Annotated in this window: 18 protein-coding genes; 10 read left to right on the top strand and 8 right to left on the bottom strand. The window is 60.6% G+C overall.

Annotation, left to right across the window (positions count from 1 at the left end):
• The first annotated feature begins 258 nt into the window (after positions 1 to 258).
• The 6 genes from PMI26_RS20080 to PMI26_RS20105 all read left to right on the top strand — a co-directional run bounded on the left by PMI26_RS20080 (position 259) and on the right by PMI26_RS20105 (position 5103).
• Positions 259 to 1068 carry an energy transducer TonB gene (locus PMI26_RS20080; protein ID WP_007972933.1) on the top strand — a complete coding sequence of 270 codons (810 nt, stop codon included), beginning with the start codon at positions 259 to 261 and terminating at the stop codon, positions 1066 to 1068.
• Between the two features lie 44 nt (positions 1069 to 1112).
• Entirely contained in the window at positions 1113 to 1838 is a 726-nt protein-coding gene (locus tag PMI26_RS20085; protein WP_007972931.1) for a MotA/TolQ/ExbB proton channel family protein, read from the top strand.
• Position 1839: 1 nt separating this feature from the next.
• Positions 1840 to 2241, top strand: coding sequence for an ExbD/TolR family protein (locus tag PMI26_RS20090; RefSeq protein ID WP_007972930.1), 402 nt, complete (start codon positions 1840 to 1842; stop codon positions 2239 to 2241).
• 269 nt (positions 2242 to 2510) lie between these two features.
• A complete protein-coding gene (locus PMI26_RS20095; protein ID WP_007972928.1) occupies positions 2511 to 3092 on the top strand; it encodes an alpha/beta hydrolase in 582 nt (193 codons plus the stop codon).
• A gap of 55 nt (positions 3093 to 3147) precedes the next feature.
• The gene (locus PMI26_RS20100) at positions 3148 to 4068 is read left to right on the top strand and encodes a sigma 54-interacting transcriptional regulator (RefSeq protein ID WP_007972926.1); all 921 of its coding nucleotides are present in this window, start codon (positions 3148 to 3150) and stop codon (positions 4066 to 4068) included.
• 252 nt (positions 4069 to 4320) lie between these two features.
• Complete coding sequence (locus tag PMI26_RS20105; protein ID WP_007972924.1) at positions 4321 to 5103, top strand: MetQ/NlpA family ABC transporter substrate-binding protein; 783 nt, start codon at positions 4321 to 4323, stop codon at positions 5101 to 5103.
• Between the two features lie 167 nt (positions 5104 to 5270).
• On the opposite strand, the gene PMI26_RS20110 is transcribed toward PMI26_RS20105, so the two are convergent.
• On the bottom strand, positions 5271 to 6467 hold the full coding sequence (locus PMI26_RS20110) for an AAA family ATPase (RefSeq protein WP_007972922.1): 1197 nt from the start codon (positions 6465 to 6467) through the stop codon (positions 5271 to 5273).
• Positions 6468 to 6644: 177 nt separating this feature from the next.
• On the opposite strand from PMI26_RS20110, the gene PMI26_RS20115 reads away from it, so the two are divergent.
• Genes PMI26_RS20115 through PMI26_RS20125 form a run of 3 tightly spaced genes read left to right on the top strand, consistent with a single transcriptional unit; the run spans position 6645 to position 11856 of the window.
• On the top strand, positions 6645 to 7748 hold the full coding sequence (locus PMI26_RS20115) for an efflux RND transporter periplasmic adaptor subunit (RefSeq protein WP_007972920.1): 1104 nt from the start codon (positions 6645 to 6647) through the stop codon (positions 7746 to 7748).
• A complete protein-coding gene (locus PMI26_RS20120; protein WP_007972919.1) occupies positions 7745 to 8809 on the top strand; it encodes an efflux RND transporter periplasmic adaptor subunit in 1065 nt (354 codons plus the stop codon). The genes PMI26_RS20115 and PMI26_RS20120 overlap by 4 nt, the downstream gene beginning before the upstream one ends.
• Positions 8806 to 11856 (top strand): efflux RND transporter permease subunit, encoded by a 3051-nt coding sequence (locus PMI26_RS20125; RefSeq protein WP_007972916.1) that lies wholly within the window; start codon positions 8806 to 8808, stop codon positions 11854 to 11856. The genes PMI26_RS20120 and PMI26_RS20125 overlap by 4 nt, the downstream gene beginning before the upstream one ends.
• Before the next feature lie 98 nt (positions 11857 to 11954).
• On the opposite strand, the gene PMI26_RS20130 is transcribed toward PMI26_RS20125, so the two are convergent.
• Together PMI26_RS20130 and PMI26_RS20135 are read right to left on the bottom strand one after the other, a co-directional pair.
• Positions 11955 to 12584: a class I SAM-dependent methyltransferase gene (locus PMI26_RS20130; protein ID WP_007972914.1), complete on the bottom strand. Its 630-nt coding sequence runs from the start codon at positions 12582 to 12584 to the stop codon at positions 11955 to 11957.
• Between the two features lie 197 nt (positions 12585 to 12781).
• Positions 12782 to 13123, bottom strand: a complete 342-nt coding sequence (locus tag PMI26_RS20135; RefSeq protein WP_007972913.1) for a DUF6124 family protein — start codon at positions 13121 to 13123, stop codon at positions 12782 to 12784.
• Positions 13124 to 13671: 548 nt separating this feature from the next.
• On the opposite strand from PMI26_RS20135, the gene PMI26_RS20140 reads away from it, so the two are divergent.
• Entirely contained in the window at positions 13672 to 16443 is a 2772-nt protein-coding gene (locus tag PMI26_RS20140; RefSeq protein WP_007972911.1) for an RHS repeat domain-containing protein, read from the top strand.
• A 98-nt stretch (positions 16444 to 16541) separates the two neighbouring features.
• Here the strand turns inward: PMI26_RS20140 and PMI26_RS20145 are convergent, their stop codons facing one another.
• The 5 genes from PMI26_RS20145 to PMI26_RS20165 all read right to left on the bottom strand — a co-directional run bounded on the left by PMI26_RS20145 (position 16542) and on the right by PMI26_RS20165 (position 21775).
• Positions 16542 to 17186: a methionine ABC transporter permease gene (locus PMI26_RS20145; protein ID WP_007972909.1), complete on the bottom strand. Its 645-nt coding sequence runs from the start codon at positions 17184 to 17186 to the stop codon at positions 16542 to 16544.
• On the bottom strand, positions 17176 to 18297 hold the full coding sequence (locus PMI26_RS20150; protein WP_007972907.1) for a methionine ABC transporter ATP-binding protein: 1122 nt from the start codon (positions 18295 to 18297) through the stop codon (positions 17176 to 17178). The genes PMI26_RS20145 and PMI26_RS20150 overlap by 11 nt, the downstream gene beginning before the upstream one ends.
• A gap of 2 nt (positions 18298 to 18299) precedes the next feature.
• Positions 18300 to 19109, bottom strand: coding sequence for a MetQ/NlpA family ABC transporter substrate-binding protein (locus tag PMI26_RS20155; RefSeq protein ID WP_007972906.1), 810 nt, complete (start codon positions 19107 to 19109; stop codon positions 18300 to 18302).
• A 119-nt stretch (positions 19110 to 19228) separates the two neighbouring features.
• On the bottom strand, positions 19229 to 20581 hold the full coding sequence (locus PMI26_RS20160; RefSeq protein ID WP_007972903.1) for an LLM class flavin-dependent oxidoreductase: 1353 nt from the start codon (positions 20579 to 20581) through the stop codon (positions 19229 to 19231).
• On the bottom strand, positions 20582 to 21775 hold the full coding sequence (locus tag PMI26_RS20165; RefSeq protein ID WP_007972902.1) for an SfnB family sulfur acquisition oxidoreductase: 1194 nt from the start codon (positions 21773 to 21775) through the stop codon (positions 20582 to 20584).
• Between the last annotated feature and the right edge of the window lie 3 nt (positions 21776 to 21778).

Raw genomic sequence — 21778 nt, 5'->3', positions numbered from 1 at the left:
GGCGAAAACGCATGCTTCGAAAGCATACTTTCAATGCCCGCAAAGCATCGGATTTTTTCCGTTGCGCCAGAGCCCTTGAACGGCGGGCTCTGGCGGTGGGTTGAGGGTTTTGGTTATTCGTTTTAAGTCTAAACATAAGTTTAAACATTACTTTAAGAGCTAAGCGTTCAAGCCAATGATTGTTCTACCGGGGCGTCGTCGGGGGATGTTCAGCACGACGTTCCGGTTATCCGCAAAGAGACCGCAGGGAGTTAAACAATGGGCAATGTCCAGATCGCCGCCGGTGCACATGAGGTGCTTTGGCGCCAGGCACCCGGTGGCGAATTGGTCGACCTCGGCCGACCGCACCGGGTGCCCTTGGGGCAGTTGCGTTTGCAGCGAGCCCCCAAAGGCGTCCTTCGCCGGCGTGAAGCAATTGTGCTGGGCGTGCTGGCGTTGCTGGTGCATGGCGCGGTGATCTATTGGGTCAATCAGAAACCGACCCCGGTGTTGCCGATCGTGCCGCCAGAAGTCCCGCCCATGACGATCGAGTTCTCGCGTCCGGCGCCACCGGTGGTCGAGCCGCCGCCACCGCAACCCGTACAACCCGTGATTGAGCCACCACCGCCTGTGGAGGATGAACTGGCGGTGAAGCCGCCTCCACCGAAGCCGGTTCCCAAGCCCAAGCCGGTCGCCAAACCGCTACCGAAACCGGCGCCAAAAGCCGTTGAGCAGCCACCCGCACCGCCACAACCGGCAGCACCCGTCGCGGCCCCGGCACCACCTGCACCGCCGGCCCCAGCGCCCGTAACACCGGCCTCCGCCACCGCCGGCTACTTGAAAAACCCGGCGCCGGAATACCCGTCGCTGGCCCAGCGTCGCGGCTGGGAAGGCACGGTGTTGTTGCGCGTGCATGTGTTGGCCAGCGGCAAGCCGGGCGAGATTCAGATCCAGAAAAGCAGTGGTCGTGATGCGTTGGATGATGCCGCGCTGAACGCGGTGAAGCGCTGGAGTTTCGTGCCGGCCAAGCAAGGTGATGTCGCCCAGGACGGCTGGGTCAGCGTGCCCATCGATTTCAAGATTCATTAAACAGAAACCAATTTCGCGCGAAACGTTTACACGAGGAATACATCATGACGTTACTGGCCTCTCCACTTGAATCCATCGAAAGCGCGGTGATCTGGCTGCTGGTGGTTTTTTCCGTCGCGACCTGGGGCCTGGCATTGCTCAAGGGCGTGCAGTTCGGTCGCCTGAAGGCACAGGATCGAAAGTTTCATCAGCAGTTCTGGGCCGCTTCGAGTCTCGACTCGGCGGCCGAACTGAGCGAAACCCGACCTGGTGCGGCCGCCCGGGTGGCGCAGGCCGGTTATGCGGCCATCCAGGTGGGCGAGACGCCACAGGCGGCAGACTTGAGCCAGGCGATCAACCATCAGGATCGTCTGGAGCGAGCCTTGCGCCAGCAGATCGTGCGCGAGCGCCGGTCGCTGGAAACCGGGTTGGCCGTGCTCGCGAGTATTGGCAGCACCTCGCCGTTCATTGGCTTGTTCGGCACGGTGTGGGGAATCATGGAAGCGTTGAAAGGCATCAGCGCGGCGGGCTCGGCAAGCCTTGAAACGGTCGCTGGGCCGATTGGCGCGGCACTGGTCGCCACGGGCGTGGGGATCGCCGTCGCGGTGCCGGCGGTGCTGGTTTACAACTACTTTTTGCGTCGCTTGAAACTGACGGCGGCGGATCTGGATGACTTCGCCCACGACTTCTACAGCCTGGCGCAGAAGAGTTCGTTCCGCGTGCTGATCCACCCGACGGCGCACAAGGTGGCAGCCCAGGGCAACGCGCAGAAAGTGAAGGAGGCGTCCTGATATGGCCTTCTCCACACAAGACACCGATGAGGTGCTCAGCGAGATCAACGTGACGCCGCTGGTGGATGTGATGCTGGTGTTGCTGGTGGTGTTCATCGTCACCGCACCGCTGCTGACCAACGCGATACCGATCAACCTGCCCAAGACGGAGGCGGTAGCGCCGGTGGAGCAGAAGGACCCGTTGGTGGTGAGCATCGACGGTGCCGGCAAACTGTTCATCAACAAGGACGAGATACAGCCGGACTTGCTGGAGTTCAACCTCAAGTCGGCGAAGGCCAAGGACCCCGAGGTGCGCGTGCAGTTGCAGGCGGACGACGGTGTGAATTACGGCGAGGTGGCGCGGGCAATGGCATCGATTGAACGGGCAGGGATTACCAAGTTGTCGGTGATTACTGCGCGCTAACGGATTTTCGTTTTCCGGGGCCGTCTCCTTGGCAGGGTGCGGCCCCTTTTTTATACCGATGCAAAACACCAAACCTGTAGGAGCTGCCGAAGGCTGCGATCTTTTGATTTTGCGTATCAAGATCAAAAGATCGCAGCCTTCGGCAGCTCCTACAGGGGGGTGTTTGATATTCGATGTAGGTCTTAATAAATAGCTTCTTATTCCTTAACGAATATAACTCTCCTCCCTATACTCGACCGGGAACAGACACGCAGCAGGAGAGCTCCCCCATGCGCAACGAATCAATTCGCTACCTGATTGTGCCGGGCTGGCAAGGATCGCCAGAAGATCATTGGCAAAGCCACTGGCAGAACAGCCTGCCGAACAGCGCACGGGTGGAGCAGGCCGACTGGCTGACGCCGCGCCGTGAAGACTGGGTCGCGGCGCTGGCCGAGGCGATTGCCGCCGACAGCACGCCGGTCATCCTGATCGCCCACAGCCTGGGTTGCATCACCGTCGCCCATTGGGCGGCCACCGCGCCTGTGCAATTTCTGCGTCAGGTGCGCGGTGCCCTGCTGGTCGCCCCGGCGGACGTCGAGCGCCCGGCCTGTGCACCGGCCTTGCGCAACTTCGCACCGATCCCGACGGATTTGCTGCCGTTCCCCAGCCAGGTCGTCAGCTCCGACAACGACAGCGCCGTCAGTGCACCGCGAGCCCTGGAACTGGCGCGCAACTGGGGTGCCGAGGCGGGGATTCTGGCGGGGGCGGGGCATATCAACGTGAAGTCCGGTCACCAGCGTTGGGAGCAGGGTTTTGCCTATCTCTATCGCCTGCAAAACCGCATGGAACACCACGCCCTGCGCCGCGCTTGAACACTTTCTTTATTTAACGCCCCCGTCTCCCGGCGGTTTTGGGCGGGAGTCTGCCATGAGCTTTGAAACCTTCGGTCAGCCGCTGCTGACCTTTCCCGACGCCGAAAAAAGTCCCCTGAGCATTCGCGCCAAGGCGCTGGTGTTTGTCGATCCGCGTTCGCGGCAATTACGTGAAGACCTTGAGCAACTGGCCACGCGTTCAGTCTCGGTGCTGATCCGTGGCGAAACCGGCACCGGCAAGGAGTTGCTGGCCCGTCATATCCACCGCGCCAGTGATCGCGGCGGGTTGTTCGTGTCGGTCAACTGCGGCGCCATCAGCCCGACCTACGCCGACGCCGAGCTGTTCGGCTATGCGGCGGGTAGCTACAGCGGTTCGGCGAGCAGTCGTGCCGGCTGGTTCGGTTCGGCCAACGGCGGCACGCTGTACCTGGACGAAATCGGTGACCTGCCGCTGCCGATCCAGATCAAGCTGCTAGCCGCCCTGGAGAACCACGAAGTCACTCGCGTCGGCGCTCAGCAGCCGAGCCCGGTGGATGTGCGGCTGGTGGCGGCCACCAGCATCGACCTGGCCCAGGCGGTGGCCGCCGGAAAATTCCATGAACGGCTCTATCACTACCTCAGCGAAGGCCCGCTCGAACTGCCGGCACTGCGCGAGCGTACGGGGGACATCCTGCCGCTGGCCGAATACTTCCTCGGCATCTACAGCCAGCGCCTCGACCTGCCGGTGCCGCTGATCAGCGAAGCGGCGCAGCTTGTGCTGGAACGCCACAGTTGGCCGGGCAATACCCGGGAGCTGGAAAACATCATTCACTTTGCGCTGCTGGTGAGTACGGGCGACGAGATTTTGCCGGAGCATTTGAACCTGCCTGATCCGCTGGCGCAGATCGACAGTCAGATCAAGCAGATTCTCGCCAATGGATCAGCCGCCGAACAAGCAGCCCTGAAAAACCTCCTGCAAGACGCCCGGCTTTTGTAGGAGCTGCCGAAGGCTGCGATCTTTTGATCCTCGCAAATTCGGGCCGCCAAAGATCAAGAGCAAAAGATCGCAGCCTGCGGCAGCTCCTACAGGGTTGTATGAACAAAATGGAATATGAAGCTGAATAAACGTTATTGTTCGGGAATAAAAAATCCCGGTATTGTCCGCTTCACGCCAGCGATAGCACTTCACTGGCACTCTCATCTTCAAGCCGTCGCCACAAGCGACTGTGATTTTCGATAAGGACACTGCATGAAAAAGGTTCTGTTGTTCACCGCACTGGCGGCTGCCCTGACCGCGGGCCTGGCCCAGGCTGGCGAGAAACTGGTGGTTGCCGCGACCCCGGTTCCACACGCCGAGATTCTTGAGCTGATCAAGCCAACCCTCGCCAAAGAAGGCGTGGACCTGGAAATCAAAGTCTTCACCGACTACGTTCAGCCGAACGTGCAGGTCGACCAGAAGCGTCTGGACGCCAACTACTTCCAGACCCTGCCGTACCTCAAGAGCTTCAACGAAGGCAAAGGCACTCACCTGGAAACCGTGATCGGTGTGCACGTCGAACCTTTCGGCGGCTACTCGAAGAAAGTCAAAACCCTGGCTGAGCTCAAAGACGGCGCGACCATTGCCATCCCGAACGAAGGCAGCAACAGCGGCCGTGCCCTGATCCTGCTGCAGAAGGCAGGCCTGATCGAGTTGAAAGACCCGAAAAACGCCCTGGCCACCCCGAAAGACATCGCCAAGAACCCGCACAACTTCAAGTTCAAGGAGCTTGAGTCCGCGATGTTGCCGCGTGTGCTGGATCAGGTCGACCTGGACATGATCAACACCAACTACGCGCTGGAAGCGGGTCTGAACCCGGCTAAAGACGCGCTGGTGATCGAAGGTGCCGACTCGCCTTACGTGAACTTCCTGGTGGCCCGTCCTGACAACAAGGACAGCGTTGCCATCCAGAAACTGGCCAAGGCCCTGACCAGCCCGGAAGTGAAAGCCTTCATCGAGAAGAAGTACAGCGGCGCGGTATTGCCAGCGTTCTGATTCGCGAAGCAAACCCCTTCACGGTTTCAAACGCCGACGGCTGATTTAGCGTCGGCGTTTTTTTTACGACTGAAAACAAAAGATCGCAGCCTTCGGCAGCTCCTATGGGTCCATGCAAACCTTTGTAGGCGCTGCCGAAGGCTGCGATCTTTTTGGGTTTTATGCGCTCAATCCGGCCAATACCATGCCGGCTCATCCAGCATGCGCTGGCCCACGATCCCGGTCTGGCCAAGATTTTTTTCCAGCACGATGCAGTTGCAGTCCGGGTCCTCCTGCAACGCCGAAATCAAGCGCCGGGCATGGGACACCACCCACACCTGGCACTGCGCCGAGGCACGGATGATCAAGCGTGCCAGCGCCGGCAGCAGATCCGGATGCAGGCTGGTTTCCGGTTCGTTCAGCACCATCAGTGTCGGCGGCCGTGGCGTCAGCAGCGCCGCGACCAGCAGCAGGTAACGCAAGGTTCCGTCCGACAGCTCGGCGGCTGACAGCGGCCGCAACAGACCTTCCTGAAAGAACTCGATGGCGAAGCGCCCACCGGGCAGGGGTTCGATGTTCAGTCGTGCGCCGGGGAATGCATCGCTGATCGCCGCCCGCAAGGCGTCGGGATCGCCGATTTCGATGATCGTCTGCAGGGCCGCCGCCAGATCGCGTCCGTCGTGATGCAGCACTGGTGTGCGAGTGCCCAGTTGCGGTTGACGCGCCGGAGCATCGGCATCGCTGCGAAAATGATCGTAAAAGCGCCAGCGGCGGATGAACTCGCGCATCTCCAGCACTTCCGGCGAACCGCGCAGGCTGCCGACCTGATCGAACAGGCTGTCGAACGTCGGCGTGTGCTGCGCCAGCACATCCCACTTGCGCTCGGCGCGGGCGCGGATCATCGGGCCGTCACGATCGACCAGCAAACTGGCCGGGCGGTAGAACGCGCCGGCCCACAGGCATTCACGTTTGATCTGCGGGTCGAGGCTGAAATAGGACGGTGTCGGCATGCTGCGTCCGGGCAACATGAAATGGCCATTGGAATCGGGAAGGCCGAGGCTGATCGAGTAGCCGAAATCGTCTCCCGCAAACCCCAGGCGCAGGCGCTTGACGCCTTGGCGCACGGTGGGCTCGATGGCGACTTCGCCGGTGCGCATGCGCCGGGAGAGGGTTTCCGGGCCGGCCCAGAAGGTCGAATCCAGCCCGCCTTCACGGGCCAGGGCATTGACCACGCCGCCGTGGGCGGTTTCCGCCAGCAGGCGCAGCGCACGGTACAGGTTGGACTTGCCGCTGCCGTTGGGGCCGGTGATCAGATTCAGTCGGCCCAGCGGGATCACCAGTTTGTTGATCGAGCGGTAGTTGGCTACCGCGAGCGTGTTGAGCATGTGGGTTCCTGTGGCGGGGTCGAGCGAGGTCCATTGTCCGTTACGGGCAGGTGTCTGGCGCAAGTGTTCTGGACGTAAGGCAGGGTGAATTTTTTCTTCATAAGACGCTCGTGCAAGGTTGCGATCCTGTTCTAAGCTCTCTGTCGTGCTGTACATGAAAAAGGCCAAGGAGTTTGCATGGTGGTTCCCGGATTCAAAGTAGTCATGGCCTTGAGTGTCGTCACCCTGCTGACGGCTTGCGACCAGAAAAAACCCGTGCAGGAATTCCTGCCACGGGTGTTCGTGCAAGTCGTCAAGCCGGCGGACTACGCGGCCCCGGTTACCCTCACCGGTGATATTCAGGCGCGGATACAGACGGAGCTGTCTTTTCGTGTGGGTGGCAAGATCATCCAGCGTTCGGTTGACGTCGGCGATCGAGTGACCGCCAAGCAAGTGTTGGCCCGGCTCGACCCCAAGGACTTGCAGAGCAACGTCGACTCGGCCCAGGCCCAAGTGGCCGCCGAACAGGCGCGGGTGAAGCAGAACGCGGCGGCATTCGTACGCCAGCAAAAACTCCTGCCCAAGGGTTATACCAGCCAGAGTGAATATGACTCGGCCCAGGCCGCCTTGAACAGCAGCCAGAGCGCCTTGAGCGCCGCCCAGGCGCAGTTGGCCAATGCCAAGGATCAGTTGAGCTATACGGCGCTGATCGCCGATGCGCCGGGGATCATTACCGAGCGCCAGGCGGAGGTCGGTCAAGTGGTTCAGGCGACGATGCCGATCTTCAGCCTGGCCCGTGACGGCGACCGCGATGCGGTGTTCAACGTTTATGAATCGCTGCTGGCCGAGAAGCCGAGCGATGACACCATTGTCCTGAGCCTGCTCGACAACCCGGCGATCAAAACCACCGGCACCGTGCGCGAAATCACCCCGGCGGTATCGGCGCAATCCGGTACCGTGCAGGTCAAGGTCGGTCTCAACAGTCTGCCCGACGGCATGCAGTTGGGCTCGGTGGTGAGTGCCACGGCCAGGGGGGCGGGCAAGTCGGTCATCGAGTTGCCGTGGTCGGCGCTGACCAAAAATATCAGTGAACCCGCTGTCTGGATTGTCGACGACAAGGGCAAGGCCCAGTTGCATTCGGTCACTGTCGGCCGCTACCTGACGGGCAAGGTCATCATCAGCGGCGGGTTGAAAGAGGGCGACAAAGTCATCATCGCGGGCGGGCAACTCTTGCACCCTGACATGGAAGTCGAGATTGCCGAAAACACTTACAAGGATCTGACGTGGGGAGCCAAGCCATGAAGCCTTTATGGGCGTTGTCCATCGGGCTGGTGCTGAGCGCCTGTTCCAAAAGCGAACCACCGCCGGCACCGGTACGGCCGGTGTTGTCGATCAAGGTCCAGACCTTGAACGAAGAGGATCTGGGCCGCTTCGCCGGCAGCATCCAGGCGCGCTATCAAAGCGATACCGGCTTCCGTGTGGGCGGGCGGATCGCCAGCCGTAACGTCGATGTCGGCACCGAGGTAGAGAAGGGGACGCTGCTCGCCACCCTCGATCCTTCCGATCAGCAGAACCAATTGCGTTCGGCCCAGGGCGACCTGGCAAAAATCCAGGCGCAACTGATCAATGCCAAGGCCAGTGCCCAGCGTCAACAAGCCCTGTTCGATCGCGGGGTCGGCGCACAAGCGCAACTCGACGCGGCCAACACGGACCTGAAAACCACCCAGGCCTCCCTCGATCAGGCCCGGGCGGCCGTCAACCAGAGCAAAGACCAATTGGGCTACACCGAGCTGCGCGCCGACCATAAAGCCGTGGTCACCGCGTGGAGCGCCGAGGCCGGGCAAGTGGTGACGGCGGGTCAGCAAGTGGTGACCCTGGCGCAACCGGACATCAAGGAAGCGGTGATCGACCTGCCCGATACCCTCGTTGACCAGTTGCCCAGCGATGTGGTGTTTCAGGTCGCTGCGCAACTGGATCCGAGCATCAACACCACCGCCATCATCCGTGAAATCGAACCCCAGGCCCAAAGCGCGACACGCACCCGTCGTGCCCGCCTGACCCTGGCCGAAACGCCACAGGGCTTCCGCTTGGGCACGGCCATCAGCGTCACCCTGAGCTCGGCGGTCAAGCCGCGCATCGAGTTGCCGGTCACCGCGCTGCAGGAGGTCGATGGCAAGCCGCGCATCTGGGTGATCGATGCGCAGAGTAAAACCGTCTCCCCCCGTGACATCACCGTGATCAGCCGCACCGACAGCACCGTGGTGCTGGCTGGCGGCGTGAAGAACGGCGAGCGGGTGGTCAGTGCCGGTGTCAACAGCCTCAAACCGGGGCAGCAAGTGAAAATCGACGAGGACAGTCAATGAAAGGGCCTTTCAACCTCTCGGAATGGGCCCTCAAGCATCAGTCGTTCATCTGGTATCTGATGTTCGTCGCGTTGCTGATGGGTGTGTTCTCGTATTTCAACCTGGGGCGCGAAGAAGACCCGTCGTTCACCATCAAAACCATGGTGATCCAGAGCAAATGGCCGGGGGCGACCCAGGAGGAAACCCTCAAGCAGATCACCGACAGGATCGAAAAAAAGCTTGAAGAGCTCGATTCCCTCGACTACGTGAAAAGCTACACGCGCCCCGGCGAATCGACGGTGTACGTGTACCTGCGCGACACCACCAGTGCCAAGGACATCCCGGAAATCTGGTACCAGGTGCGCAAGAAGATCAACGACATCAAATACCAGTTCCCGCAGGGCATACAGGGGCCGTCGTTCAACGACGAGTTCGGTGACGTCTTCGGGTCGATCTACGCCTTCACCGCCGACGGCCTGACCCTGCGTCAGTTGCGCGATTACGTGGAACAGGCGCGCATGGAAATTCGCGGTGTGCCGGGCCTGGGCAAGATCGAAATGGTCGGCCAGCAGGACGAAGTGCTGTACCTGAACTTCTCCACGCGCAAACTCGCCGCGCTGGGCATCGATGAGCGTCAGGTGGTGCAGAGCCTGCAATCCCAGAACGCCGTGACCCCGGCGGGTGTCATCGAGGCCGGGCCGGAGCGGATTTCGGTGCGCACGTCAGGCAAGTTCGCTTCGGAGAAAGACCTCGCCGAGGTCAACCTCAAGCTCAACGACCGCTACTATCGCCTGGCCGATATTGCCGAAATCAGCCGCGGCTACGTCGATCCGGCCTCGCCGGAATTCCGCTTCAACGGCAAACCGGCCATCGGCCTGGCGATTGCCATGCAGAAGGGTGGCAACGTCCAGGCGTTCGGCAAGGCCTTGCACGCCCGTATCGACGAGTTGACCGCCGACCTGCCGGTGGGCGTCGGCATTTACAACGTGTCCGACCAGGCCGTGGTGGTCGAGGAGGCCGTCGGCGGCTTTACCAGCGCGCTGTTCGAGGCGGTGGTGATCGTGCTGCTGGTGAGCTTCGTCAGCCTTGGCGTGCGCGCCGGCCTGGTGGTGGCCTGCTCGATCCCGCTGGTGCTGGCGATGGTGTTTGTATTCATGGAGTACAGCGGCATCACCATGCAGCGGATTTCCCTCGGTGCACTGATCATCGCCCTCGGCCTGCTGGTGGACGATGCGATGATCACCGTGGAGATGATGGTGACGCGCCTGGAATTGGGCGAGACCAAGGAGCAGGCGGCAACCTTCGCCTACACCTCCACGGCGTTCCCGATGCTCACCGGTACGCTGGTCACGGTGGCGGGCTTCGTGCCGATCGGCTTGAACGCCAGCTCGGCCGGTGAATACACCTACACCCTGTTTGCGGTGATTGCCTGCGCGATGCTGGTGTCGTGGGTGGTGGCGGTACTGTTTGCGCCGGTAATCGGCGTGCACATTCTCAGCACCAAGGTGAAACCCCATGAAGGCGAACCCGGGCGCATCGGCAAGGCGTTCAACGGCGGGCTGCTGTGGTGCATGCGCAATCGCTGGTGGGCCATCGGCATTACGGTGCTGTGTTTTGTGCTGGCGCTGTTTTGCATGCGCTTTGTGCAGAACCAGTTCTTCCCGTCTTCGGACCGCCCGGAAATCCTGGTGGACCTGAACCTGCCGCAAAACGCCTCGATCGACGAAACCCGCCGGGCTGTCGATCGTCTAGAGGCCACGCTCAAGGACGATCCGGACATCGAGCGCTGGAGCACCTACATCGGGCAGGGCGCGATCCGCTTCTATCTGCCACTGGACCAGCAACTGCAGAACCCCTTCTACGCGCAGTTGGTGATCGTCAGCAAAGGCCACACCCGTGAGGCCATGATGCACAAGCTTCGCGAGCGCTTGCGCAACGACTTCGTCGGCATCGGCAGTTATGTCCAGGCACTGGAAATGGGCCCGCCGGTAGGGCGTCCGATCCAGTACCGGATCAGCGGCAAGGACATCGACCAGGTGCGCCGACATGCCATCGACCTGGCCACGGAGCTGGACAAGAACCCGCACATCGGCGAGATCATCTATGACTGGAACGAACCGGGGAAAGTGCTGCGCATCGACATCGCCCAGGACAAGGCGCGGCAGTTGGGGCTGTCTTCCGAGGATGTGGCCAACCTGATGAACGGCATCGTCAGCGGCCAGTCGGTGACCCAGGTCGATGACGACATCTATCTGATCAACGTGGTCGGTCGTGCGGTGGATTCCGAGCGCGGAACGCCGGAAACCCTGCAGAACCTGCAAATCGTCACGCCGAACGGCACGTCGATTCCGCTGCTGGCGTTCGCCACGGTGCGCTACGAACTGGAGCAACCGCTGGTGTGGCGTCGCGATCGCCTGCCGACCATCACCATCAAGGCGGCGATCCGCGACGAGATCCAGCCAACGGACCTGGTGAAAATCCTCAAGCCGTCCATCGACGCGTTCGCAGCCAAATTGCCGGCGGGCTACAAGGTCGCCACCGGTGGTACGGTGGAGGAAAGCGGTAAGGCCCAGGGCCCGATTGCCAAGGTTGTGCCGCTGATGCTGTTCCTGATGGCGACCTTCCTGATGATCCAGCTGCACAGCGTGCAGAAGCTGTTCCTGGTGGCCAGCGTCGCGCCGCTGGGGCTGATCGGCGTGGTGATCGCGCTGGTGCCTACGGGGACGCCCATGGGCTTTGTGGCGATCCTCGGGATTCTGGCGTTGATCGGTATCATCATCCGTAACTCGGTGATCCTGGTGACCCAGATCGAGGAGTACGAGCAGAAGGGTTATGCGCCGTGGGATGCGGTGGTGCAGGCCACCGAGCATCGGCGCCGGCCGATCCTGCTGACCGCGGCGGCAGCGAGCCTGGGGATGATCCCGATTGCCCGGGAAGTGTTCTGGGGGCCGATGGCCTACGCGATGATCGGCGGGATCGTCATCGCCACCTTGCTGACGCTGCTGTTTTTGCCGGCGCTGTATGTGGCCTGGTACAAGATTCGCGAGCCGAAGAAAGAGGCTGTTTAAAAAGCGAGCGCTTCGCGCTCATCGCGAGCAAGCTCGCTCCCACAGGTGTACGCGGTCAACTGTGGGAGCGAGCTTGCTCGCGATGGCGTCGGGACTGACTACACAGCTTTACGCCACACACTCGCCAACCAAGGCTGCTGCTCCCGCGGCAGCCCTGCCGGCCGGTAGTAATGCTCAAGCTCCTCAAACCCCGCCTCGGTCAACAATTGCTGCCAGGCCGCCAGGTCGTGATACGACCCATAACGCGGCCCGTTCCAGCCTTCCTGATTCTCGCCACGGGGATTGGAACTGAACAACACCCCACCCGGTTTCAACGTTCCCCACAACTGCTTCAGCACCCGTGGTAATTCCTGGCGCGGAACATGAAACAGCACCGCATTGGCAAAGATCCCGTCGAAACGCTCGGCGGGCAGATCGAGCTTCAGGAAGTCCTGCTGCCACACCTCGCAACCGCTGTCGTCCCGGGCCATCTGCGCGAATTTTTCCGAACCGTCGAGGCCGACGGCTGTGTGGCCTATGCGGGTGAAGGTTTGCAGGTCACGACCGGGTCCGCAGCCGAAGTCGAGAATGTCGAAAGGCGCCTCACCCTGGATGTGCCGCAACAGGGCATCGATGTTCTGGCTGACGTCGTGATCGCGCGTGCCTTCACGGAAGTCTTCGGCCACTGCGTTGTAATGGCCCAGGGTCGTGGTGGTGATCTGTTCGAGGTCGTTGGGCGTCTGTTTCATCGTCGGGCTGCGCGGGCAATTGAGATTTGGCCAATATACGCCATCAAGTTGGGGGCTGCTTCGCAGCCATTCGCGAGCAAGCCCGCTCCCACATTTAACCGCGTCGAACAAACGGTTTGTGTTCGCCAGAGATCAAGTGTGGGAGCGGGCTTGCTCGCGAAAGCTGCATCACTGACAACGAATTACTAAAGCCTGGCTCAGCTTTTTTTCATCCCCAAACACTCGATGGAGTGATCCACCATCGCCTTGGCAATCTCCAGCAAATGCCAGATCGAGTACACCATCGCCCGATCGGCACCCTTGAGCTGGTCGCCACACTGATACGCCGTGACCGAAGCACAACGCAGCAGATCGGCGACATAGAGCTGGGTGTCTTCGAAGCTCACGTCCTTGCTGACGTTATAGAAGCGCATTTCATCGGGTGGTGCGGGTTGCTTGCCGGTGAGGTGGAAATCGATGGCGCGGTAGAGCGCTGAGCGATCCCTGAGCGGGTCTTCGGTGGAGGTTTCGGGCGGCGGATCGGGGACGGATTTTTCCATGAGTGTTACTCCTATTGCTGCATGGGAGCCATCACTTATCGCCTACTAAACGATTGGGTGGCGGCTGTACGCAGGTTAGTAGGCCGGTCAATAGGAAAACCGGTGCACCCGAAGGTGCCCCACGCACAGCCACCATATTCTGCATGCGGCAAAATTTGCCGGACATGAGCATGGAATCGCTATGCGCCTATTGATCCGGGCTACTAAACCCGATCACTGATGAGCAGTGACGGGCCGAGACTAGCCAGCGGATTTGGCAGGCGCAAGCGAGCGAAATGATCTAGGAAATGTCCTGCAAAGGAAAGGGAACGAGCCTGCAAAATCGCTGATTTCCCTGTACGAAAACTTCCCTCCGAAGGCCAGTGATGACCTGTGGCGAGGGCGCTTTTGTGGCGAGGGGGCTTGTCGGACCGCCGCACCGCCCCGTTGGGTCGCGAAGCGGCCCTAAAATCATTCAATGAGGTGCGTCACCTGTAACTTCTTACAGTTTCGGTCCGGCCCAAAAAGGCCCAGTCTGTCCTCAGTCAAAGCGAAGGACCGTCAATTCCGTGAACGCTCATCACCATGCCGCGACACCGACGCTGTCGGTCATTGACCCGCGCACCCTGGCAGTGCGCAGCGTCGGTTATTGCCGCCACCCGGACAGCCCGGTGATTGATCCACGCATTACCCGGCAAGGCTTCGACGCGGCGGGTCACTTGATCGAGTCCTGGGACCCGCGATTGTGGGGCACGGCGCCGAAACCGAACCTGACCACGCTCTACGGCCTGAGCGGTCAACCGTTGCTGACAGACAGCGTCGATGGCGGATGGCAGTTAAGCTTGCCGGATCAGGCGGGTTCGCCCTGTTCGTTCTGGGATGCTCGCGGCAGTCAGCGTCACACCCGGTTCGACGAACAACAGCGGCCGATCACCGTCACCGAACAGGCTGCGGGAGAACTGCCACGCGTGGTGGAGCGCTTGACCTATGGAGATTGCGGTCCTGCTTTCGCCGAGCACAACCAATGCGGGCAGTTGATCCGTCATGACGACCCGGCCGGCAGTCAGATCTATCCCGAGTATGGAATAGCCGCAGGGGTGTTGCGGGAAGAGCGGCGCTTTCTCGCCGAGCTTGAAACGCCTGACTGGCCGCTCGAACCCGAGGCCCGGGACGAGCTTCTGGAACCCCAGTCGTTCATCACCCGCCACACCTTCAATCCCACGGGCGAGCTACGGCAGCAGACCGACGCCATGGGCAATCTCCGCACTTTCGGTTACGACCTCGCGGGCAAACCGGAAGAGGCCTGGCTGCAAGTGGCCGGGGAGGGGAAACCACTGCAACGACTGGTCAGCGCCATCCGTTACAACGCCCAGGATCAGGTCGAACGTGAAACCGCCGGCAATGGTGTACTGACCCACGCCGAGTACGCAGCCGATGACGGGCGTCTGATCCGGTTGACGGCGATCATCGGCAACCAGCCCCCCTTGCAGGACCTGAACTACGTCTACGACGCGGTGGGCAACATCGTTGAACTGCAAGACCTGTCCCAACCAGTGACCCATTTCAACAACCAGCGCATCGACCCGATCAACCGCTACCGCTACGACAGCCTGTATCAACTGGTCGAAGCCCAGGGCTGGGAGGTCAGCCAGCCGAGCCACGGCCCGGCCCTGCCAACACTGCTGCCCACACCGCTGGACCCCAACCAGCGGCGCAATTACACCCAGCAATTTGAATACGACCAGGGTGGCAACCTGATCACCCGCCACCACAGCGGTGCACCCGGTTTCTCGATGTTCACCTCGACCCGAAGCAATCGCAGCCTGGCGCAACGGGGCGACGGCTCATTGCCGGGAGAACCCGACATTGCCATGGGCTTCGACGCCTGCGGCAATCAACGGGAACTGCAGCGTGGCCAAGCCATGGACTGGGACCTGCGCAACCAGTTGAGCCGGGTCACGCTGGTCCAGCGCGAAACCGAGCCCGACGACTACGAAAGCTACCGCTACGACCGCCCCGGCCATCGCTTGCGCAAAGTCGGATTCACCCAAAGCAGCGGTCGCACCCTGCGCACCGAGGTCCGTTACCTCCCCAATCTGGAAATCCATCGCCAGGCCGATGGTGAAGAACATCACGTCATCAGCGTCGAAGCCGGACGCAGCAACGTACGGGCATTGCATTGGCCCGCTGGTGCTCACGACGATCAACTGCGCTACAGCCTCAGCGATCACCTCGGTTCAAGCACCCTGGAACTGGACCATGGGGCAGGCGTGCTGACCCGGGAACACTATTACCCCTTTGGCGGCACAGCGTGCTGGGCGGGGAAAAGTGCGTTGGTGGCGCAGTACAAAACCATCAGCTACTCGGGCAAAGAACGGGATGCGACCGGACTTTTTTACTACGGGTATCGCTATTATGCGCCGTGGTTACAGCGCTGGATAAGTGCGGATCCCGCAGGGCCAGTAAATGGTCTGAATTTATATGGGTTTGTCTCCAATGGTGCAATATCAAGAAAAGATATTGATGGGCGATTCTATGAAGGGAAGGATGATGAAGTCGAACACCGAGTTAAGTCGTTAGGCTACAACATGAGCGACCGCGGAATTTCCGGATTTTCGGAAGAGGAGCGAACAACTGTTGTTGACGCGCTTTCGATAACCGAAAAGATATTTGGTAATGCTTTTGGGATGGCGCAAAAAACACCAGCTATTGCCAAGCAGGTCGTTACAAAAATGACAGGTGACGATGGCACTCATTTCGACCGTGTCGTTAGCGCATGGGGAAAAATTGCTGAATTGGCTAAGTCTTATCAGACTTCGGCAGGGCTGGATAAGCTCGTTAGGGTCGATAATCCATTCAATTCAAATGTTTTTGGCTTGGTTGTGAGTGGCGACACTCATGGACGCATTTTTGTTCAGGGGAACAAACTCAAAAAAGATGCTGTGTTTGGTTTTTTCTTGGCTCATGAAATTAGTCATATTGGTGCTGTGTCTGGATTTTCTGTTGAGGGCCCTTTAACTACAGATTATCTATATTTAACGAAGGACCATAAGCAGCAAGCCAGTTCTGCAAGTGATATCGCACTGGGGAAATTAAGTGCGGATAGCTTTAAGTCATGGCCAAAAGAGACAGAACTTAATTTTGTGAGGAAGGTAATTGAGTTGACGGGAGGAAAGCATGAGTTGGTCGAGGCGGTCGCGGTATTCAATAGCCAGCCAAAGGTACGCTCTGAGATGCTTTCGAATACCGCCGATGTGGTTGCACGTTCGGCCTACGTGTTGAACGATGTTTTCAGACAGGCCATGGCTAAACGTAAAGCAAACACGCCCATCGGCTCGTAAGTGGGGGGCGCTGGCAAACCCGCCACCCACTCATGGTCGTCGGCGTGCCATACCCAGAATATCGATAGATAGGTCCGTTTCGATTTTTTGATCTTTGCCTATCGCTTGTTCAACCCCCGAGCCAACCGATCCCCACCCAACTGAATCACCGCCACCAACGCCACCAGTAACACAATCACCGTCAGCATGATTTGGCTATCAAACCGCTGATACCCATACCGATAGGCAATATCCCCCAACCCGCCCGCGCCAATCGCCCCGGCCATGGCCGAGGAGTTGATCATCGTCACCAGGGTAATTGTGAACCCGCCGACAATCCCCGGCAGCGCCTCAGGCAGCAACACATGCCAGACGATGTGCCAGCGCCGGCAGCCCATGGCTTGCGCCGCTTCGATCAACCCATGATCGACCTCGCGCAAACTGACTTCGGCAATGCGCGCAAAGAACGGCGTGGCTGCGATGGTCAACGGCACCACGGCCGCCCATACGCCATACGTGGTGCCGACGATGAGCCGGGTGAATGGGATCAACGCCACCATCAAAATCAGGAAAGGAACCGAGCGAAACAGGTTCACGAACGCACCCAAAGCGCGGTTCAGCGCCGGGGCTTCGTAGATACCGCCCTTGGAACTGGTGACCAGGATCACCGCCAGCGGAATGCCTGCCAACAGCGCGATGAGCGACGACACGCCGACCATCAGGAACGTGTCGATAAAACCCTGCAGCAAGCGATCAAACCACATAACCCAGCACCTCCACCTGTTGCGCCCAATGGCTGGCGCGTTGACGCAATTCTTCGGCACCGAGGGTTGAGCCCGTCACCGCCAACAGCAGTTGCCCAAGGGCGTGACCCTGTATCCGTTCCACGCCGCCTTGCAGCAATCGCACGCGGCCACCGAGGGCGCTGAACAGTGCCGCCAGGTCCGGCTCGTCGCGTTGGTTGCCGGTGAACTGCAAGCGCAGGACCACGGCTGCATCCGGGGCGTTCGACTGTGGCTGCAAACGGCTTTGCAGTTCTTCCGGCAAGGCGTGTTGCAACGGCGCCAGCAGTGTCTTGCTTACCTCATGCTGTGGATTGCCGAAGACTTCCCACACCGGCCCTTGCTCGACGATGCGCCCGTGTTCGAGGACGACTACGCGATCACAGATCTCGCGGATCACCGCCATCTCGTGGGTGATCAGCACAATGGTCAGGCCCAGGCGTTGATTGATCTCGCGCAGCAGGCCGAGGATCGATTGCGTGGTCTCCGGGTCCAGTGCAGAGGTGGCTTCGTCGCACAGCAGGATTTGCGGGTCATGTACCAGCGCCCGGGCAATGCCCACGCGCTGTTTCTGCCCGCCGGACAACTGCGCCGGGTAAGCCTTGTGTTTGGCTTGTAGACCCACCAGTTCCAGCAATTCACGGACTTTTTGCTCGCGTTGTTCCTTGGGCACGCCGGCGACTTTCAGCGGCAACTCGACGTTCTGCCAAACGGTCTTGGCCGACATCAGGTTGAAGTGCTGGAAGATCATGCCGATGCGCCGACGCAGTGCCACCAGGCGGTTTTCGTCGAATTCGCCGATGTCGACCTGATCGATCAGTACCCGACCGCTGCTCGGTTGCTCCAGGCGATTGATGGTGCGAATCAGCGACGACTTGCCGGCGCCGCTGCGGCCGATGATGCCGAATACTTCGCCGCGCTGGATCGCCAGGTCGATGCCGTGCAACGCGGCCACCGGTCCTTGCTGGCCGTTGTAGGTTTTGCCCAGGCCGATGAAGCGCACGTGGGCATGGTTGAGTTCGGGATGCAGTTCGGTGCGCTCGGCGTTTTGTGGCTCTGGATTCTCCAGTCGCCGTTGGATGGCGGCGGTCATGCTCAGCTTTCCCAACCGGCTTGATAGAGCTTGCCATGAGCCTTATCCAGTGCGGCGCGCACCGCGGGTGAGTGCTGGTAGATGTCGACGAACTTGATCAGGCGCGGGTCGGTTTTGCTCTTCGGCTGGATCACGAATTGAATCACGTACTCCTTGTGATCGAGGCCGTCGAACAGCAACGCGGAGCCCGCATCGAAGGTTTTCGACAGGCGAATGTAGGCCGGGTAGCCCTGCACCAGATCGGCATCGTCATAGGCACGTACCAGTTGCACCGCTTCGACCTGGAGGATCTTGATGTTCTTCGGGTTGGCGATGATGTCTTCTTCGGTGGCCTTGTAGCCGACACCGGGCTTGAGGGTGATCAGGCCGGCCTTGGCCAGCAGTTGCAAGCCACGACCGCTGTTGATCGGGTCGTTGGCGATGGCCACGCTGGCGCCTTGCGGCAGTTCGTCGAAGCTTTTGTATTTCTTCGAGTAGAGGCCGACGTTGTTGATGATCCCCGGCGCGAACGGCACCAGGTCGAAACCCGAGGCGGCCTTGGCGTTTTCCAGGAACGGGATGTGCTGGAAGTAGTTCACGTCGATGTCGCCGGCGGCGAGGCTGACGTTCGGCGCGATCCAGTCGGTGAACTCCACCAGCTCGACTTTCAGGCCTTGCTTGGAAGCCTCTTCGACGGCGGCTTCAAGGGGAATGGCGAACGCGGCGGTGGTGCCGATTTTCAGCGGCGTGTCGGCGGCGAAAACCGCAGAGCTGAACAGGCCGAGGGCCAGGGCCAGTGCTTTGACTGGGTGAGAGAGGTAGTGCTTTTTCATGATGAGCTATCCAGTCAGTACATTAAGTTTGTGGTGTCTGTTCGGGCCTCATCGCGAGCAAGCTCGCTCCCACAGGGGAATGCATTCCAAATGTGGGAGCGAGCTTGCTCGCGATGCTTTTAGCGTCGGAAAGTCGAACCGATGTGTTGCTCAGGCAAAAACGCCCCTGCGCGAAACAGCTTTTCGCGCAAGGTCCCATCGTCATAAGCGGTCTTGTACGACCCCCGCCGTTGCAACTCGGGAATCACCAGCTCGATGAAATCCTCATAGCTTTCCGGGGTGACGATGCGGGTCAGGTTGAAGCCATCCAGCCCGGTTTCGGCGATCCACGATTCCAGCTCATCCGCCACTTGCTGCGGTGAGCCGACCACGGTGATGTAGCGGCCACCGAGGGCGTGTTGTTCGAGCAATTTGCGTCGGGTCCAGTCGTTGTTTTGCAGGTGTTTGGTGGCGGACTGGATCGCGTTGCTTTTCACGTACTGGATCGGCTCGTCGATTTCATATTGGGAAAAATCGATCCCGGTGGACGCCGAGAAATGCGCCACGCCGGCCTCTGCACTGGCGTAGCTCAGGTATTCGGCGTGCTTGGCCCAGGCCAGCTCTTCGGTGGCGCCGACGATCACATTCAGGCCCATGAACACCTTGATGTCCTCGGGATTGCGCCCGGCTTCGACGGCACTGGCGCGCACCTTGTCCACCTGAGCCTTGGTCGATGGCTTGTTCTGGCCGCTGATGAACACGCACTCGGCATGCCGCCCGGCGAACAGCAAGCCGCGATCCGAACTGCCAGCCTGGAACAGCACCGGCGTGCGCTGGGGCGAAGGTTCGCAGAGGTGATAACCCTCGACCTGATAGAACTCGCCCTTGTGCTCGACCTTGTGCACCTTCTCAGGCTGCGCATAGATCCGCTGCTGCGGATCGTTCAGCACCGCGTCGTTTTCCCAGCTGCCTTCCAGGAGTTTGTAGAGCACCTCCAGGTACTCGTCGGCCTGGTCGTAGCGACGGTCATGCTCGACCTGTTCGCGCAGGCCCATGGCCTTGGCGGCGCTGTCGAGGTAGCCGGTGACGATGTTCCAGCCGACCCGGCCACGGCTCAGGTGATCCAGCGTCGACAGGCGTCGGGCGAACAGGTACGGCGCTTCGTAGGTGAGGTTGGCGGTCAGGCCGAAACCGAGGTTTTTCGTCACCGCGGCCATGGCCGACACCAGCAACAGCGGGTCGTTGACCGGCAGCTGGATCGACTCTTTCAGCGGCACATCCACCGAGTTCTGGTAAACGTCGTAGACCCCGACGATGTCGGCGATGAACAGGCCGTCGAACAGCCCGCGCTCGAGCAATTGCGCCAGTTCGGTCCAGTATTCGATCGTGTTGTAGCGGGTAGACGTGTCGCGCGGGTGCGTCCACAAACCATGGTTGATGTGCCCGATGCAGTTCATGTTGAAGGCATTGAGCAGGATCTTCTTTTTAGCCATTCAGATGGTCCCCCGCAGTGGCGGGTTTTCATCGTTGAGGTAGTAGTTGCCCACGGCGTGGTACTTCCAGCGCACCGGGTCGTGCAGGGTGTGCACCCGGGCGTTGCGCCAGTGGCGGTCGAGGCCGTGTTCGATCAAGGTCGCCTGACTGCCGGCCAGTTCGAACAGCGTGCTGCCGGCGGCCAGGGAGATTTCGGTGCTCAAGGCGCGGGCTTCGGCGACGGCAATCGACGCGGCTGCGACGGTCTCTGCATTTGTGTCGGCTTGGGCTTTGTCGAGGTATTCACCCGCACGCTCCAGCAGTGCCTCGGCGGCGTGCAGGCGAGTGCTCAGGTGACCGAAGCTCTTGAGGGTCAGTGGATCGTCCGTGGCTTTTTCGTGGGTAGCGTCGATCCATGGCCGGGTTTTGCTGCGCACGAAGTGCAGCGCGTCCTCATACGCAGCGCGGGCGATGCCGGTGTCGATGGCGGCATGGAGAATCTGCGCCAGCGGGCCGACCGGGGTCGGGCGCTCGAAGGCGCTTTGAAAGGGGATGACATCTTCGGCCGCGACGTAGACATCCTCGAACACCACCGAACCGCTGCCGGTGGTGCGCTGGCCGAAGCCGCTCCAGTCGTCAATTACGGTGAGGCCCTTGCTGTTGCGCGGGACGAACGCCAGTTGCTGCACGCCGTTTTCATCCACCACCGAGGTGGGAATGCGCTGGGCGTAAATCGCACCGGTGGCGTAGAACTTGCGGCCATTGATGCGATAGCCGCTGCCGTCGCGGGTCAGGCTGGTGATGCGATCGTGGGCGGTTTTGGTGCCGAGTTCGGCGAGGGCATTGCCGAAGCGCTGGCCGGCCAGGACTTCGGCATAAAGGCGTTTGTTCTGCTCGTGGCTGCCGTTCACCCGCAGCACTTCGAGGGCATAAAAATGGTTCTGCGGTATTTGCCCCAGCGAGCCGTCGGACTGGGCGATCAGGGCGATGACCTTGGCCAGGGTGACGTTGGAAACACCGGCGCCGCCATATTCCTTTGGTACGCTGATGCCCCACAGGCCCGAGCGGGAAAACACTTCCAGTTCCGGGTGTGGCAAGCGGCGCTCGCGGTCGCGCAGGGCGCTGTCGCGTTTGAAATCTTCGGCCAGATCGCTGGCGACAATCAGGGCTTGCTCATCGCTGGTGATGACCGCGACGTGTTGAGAAATGCTCATGTG

Source organism: Pseudomonas sp. GM33, from assembly GCF_000282295.1.
Taxonomy (GTDB): domain Bacteria; phylum Pseudomonadota; class Gammaproteobacteria; order Pseudomonadales; family Pseudomonadaceae; genus Aquipseudomonas; species Aquipseudomonas laurylsulfatiphila.
Note: the sequence above shows the minus strand (reverse complement) of the source record. Positions and strands in the feature narration are given on the sequence as shown.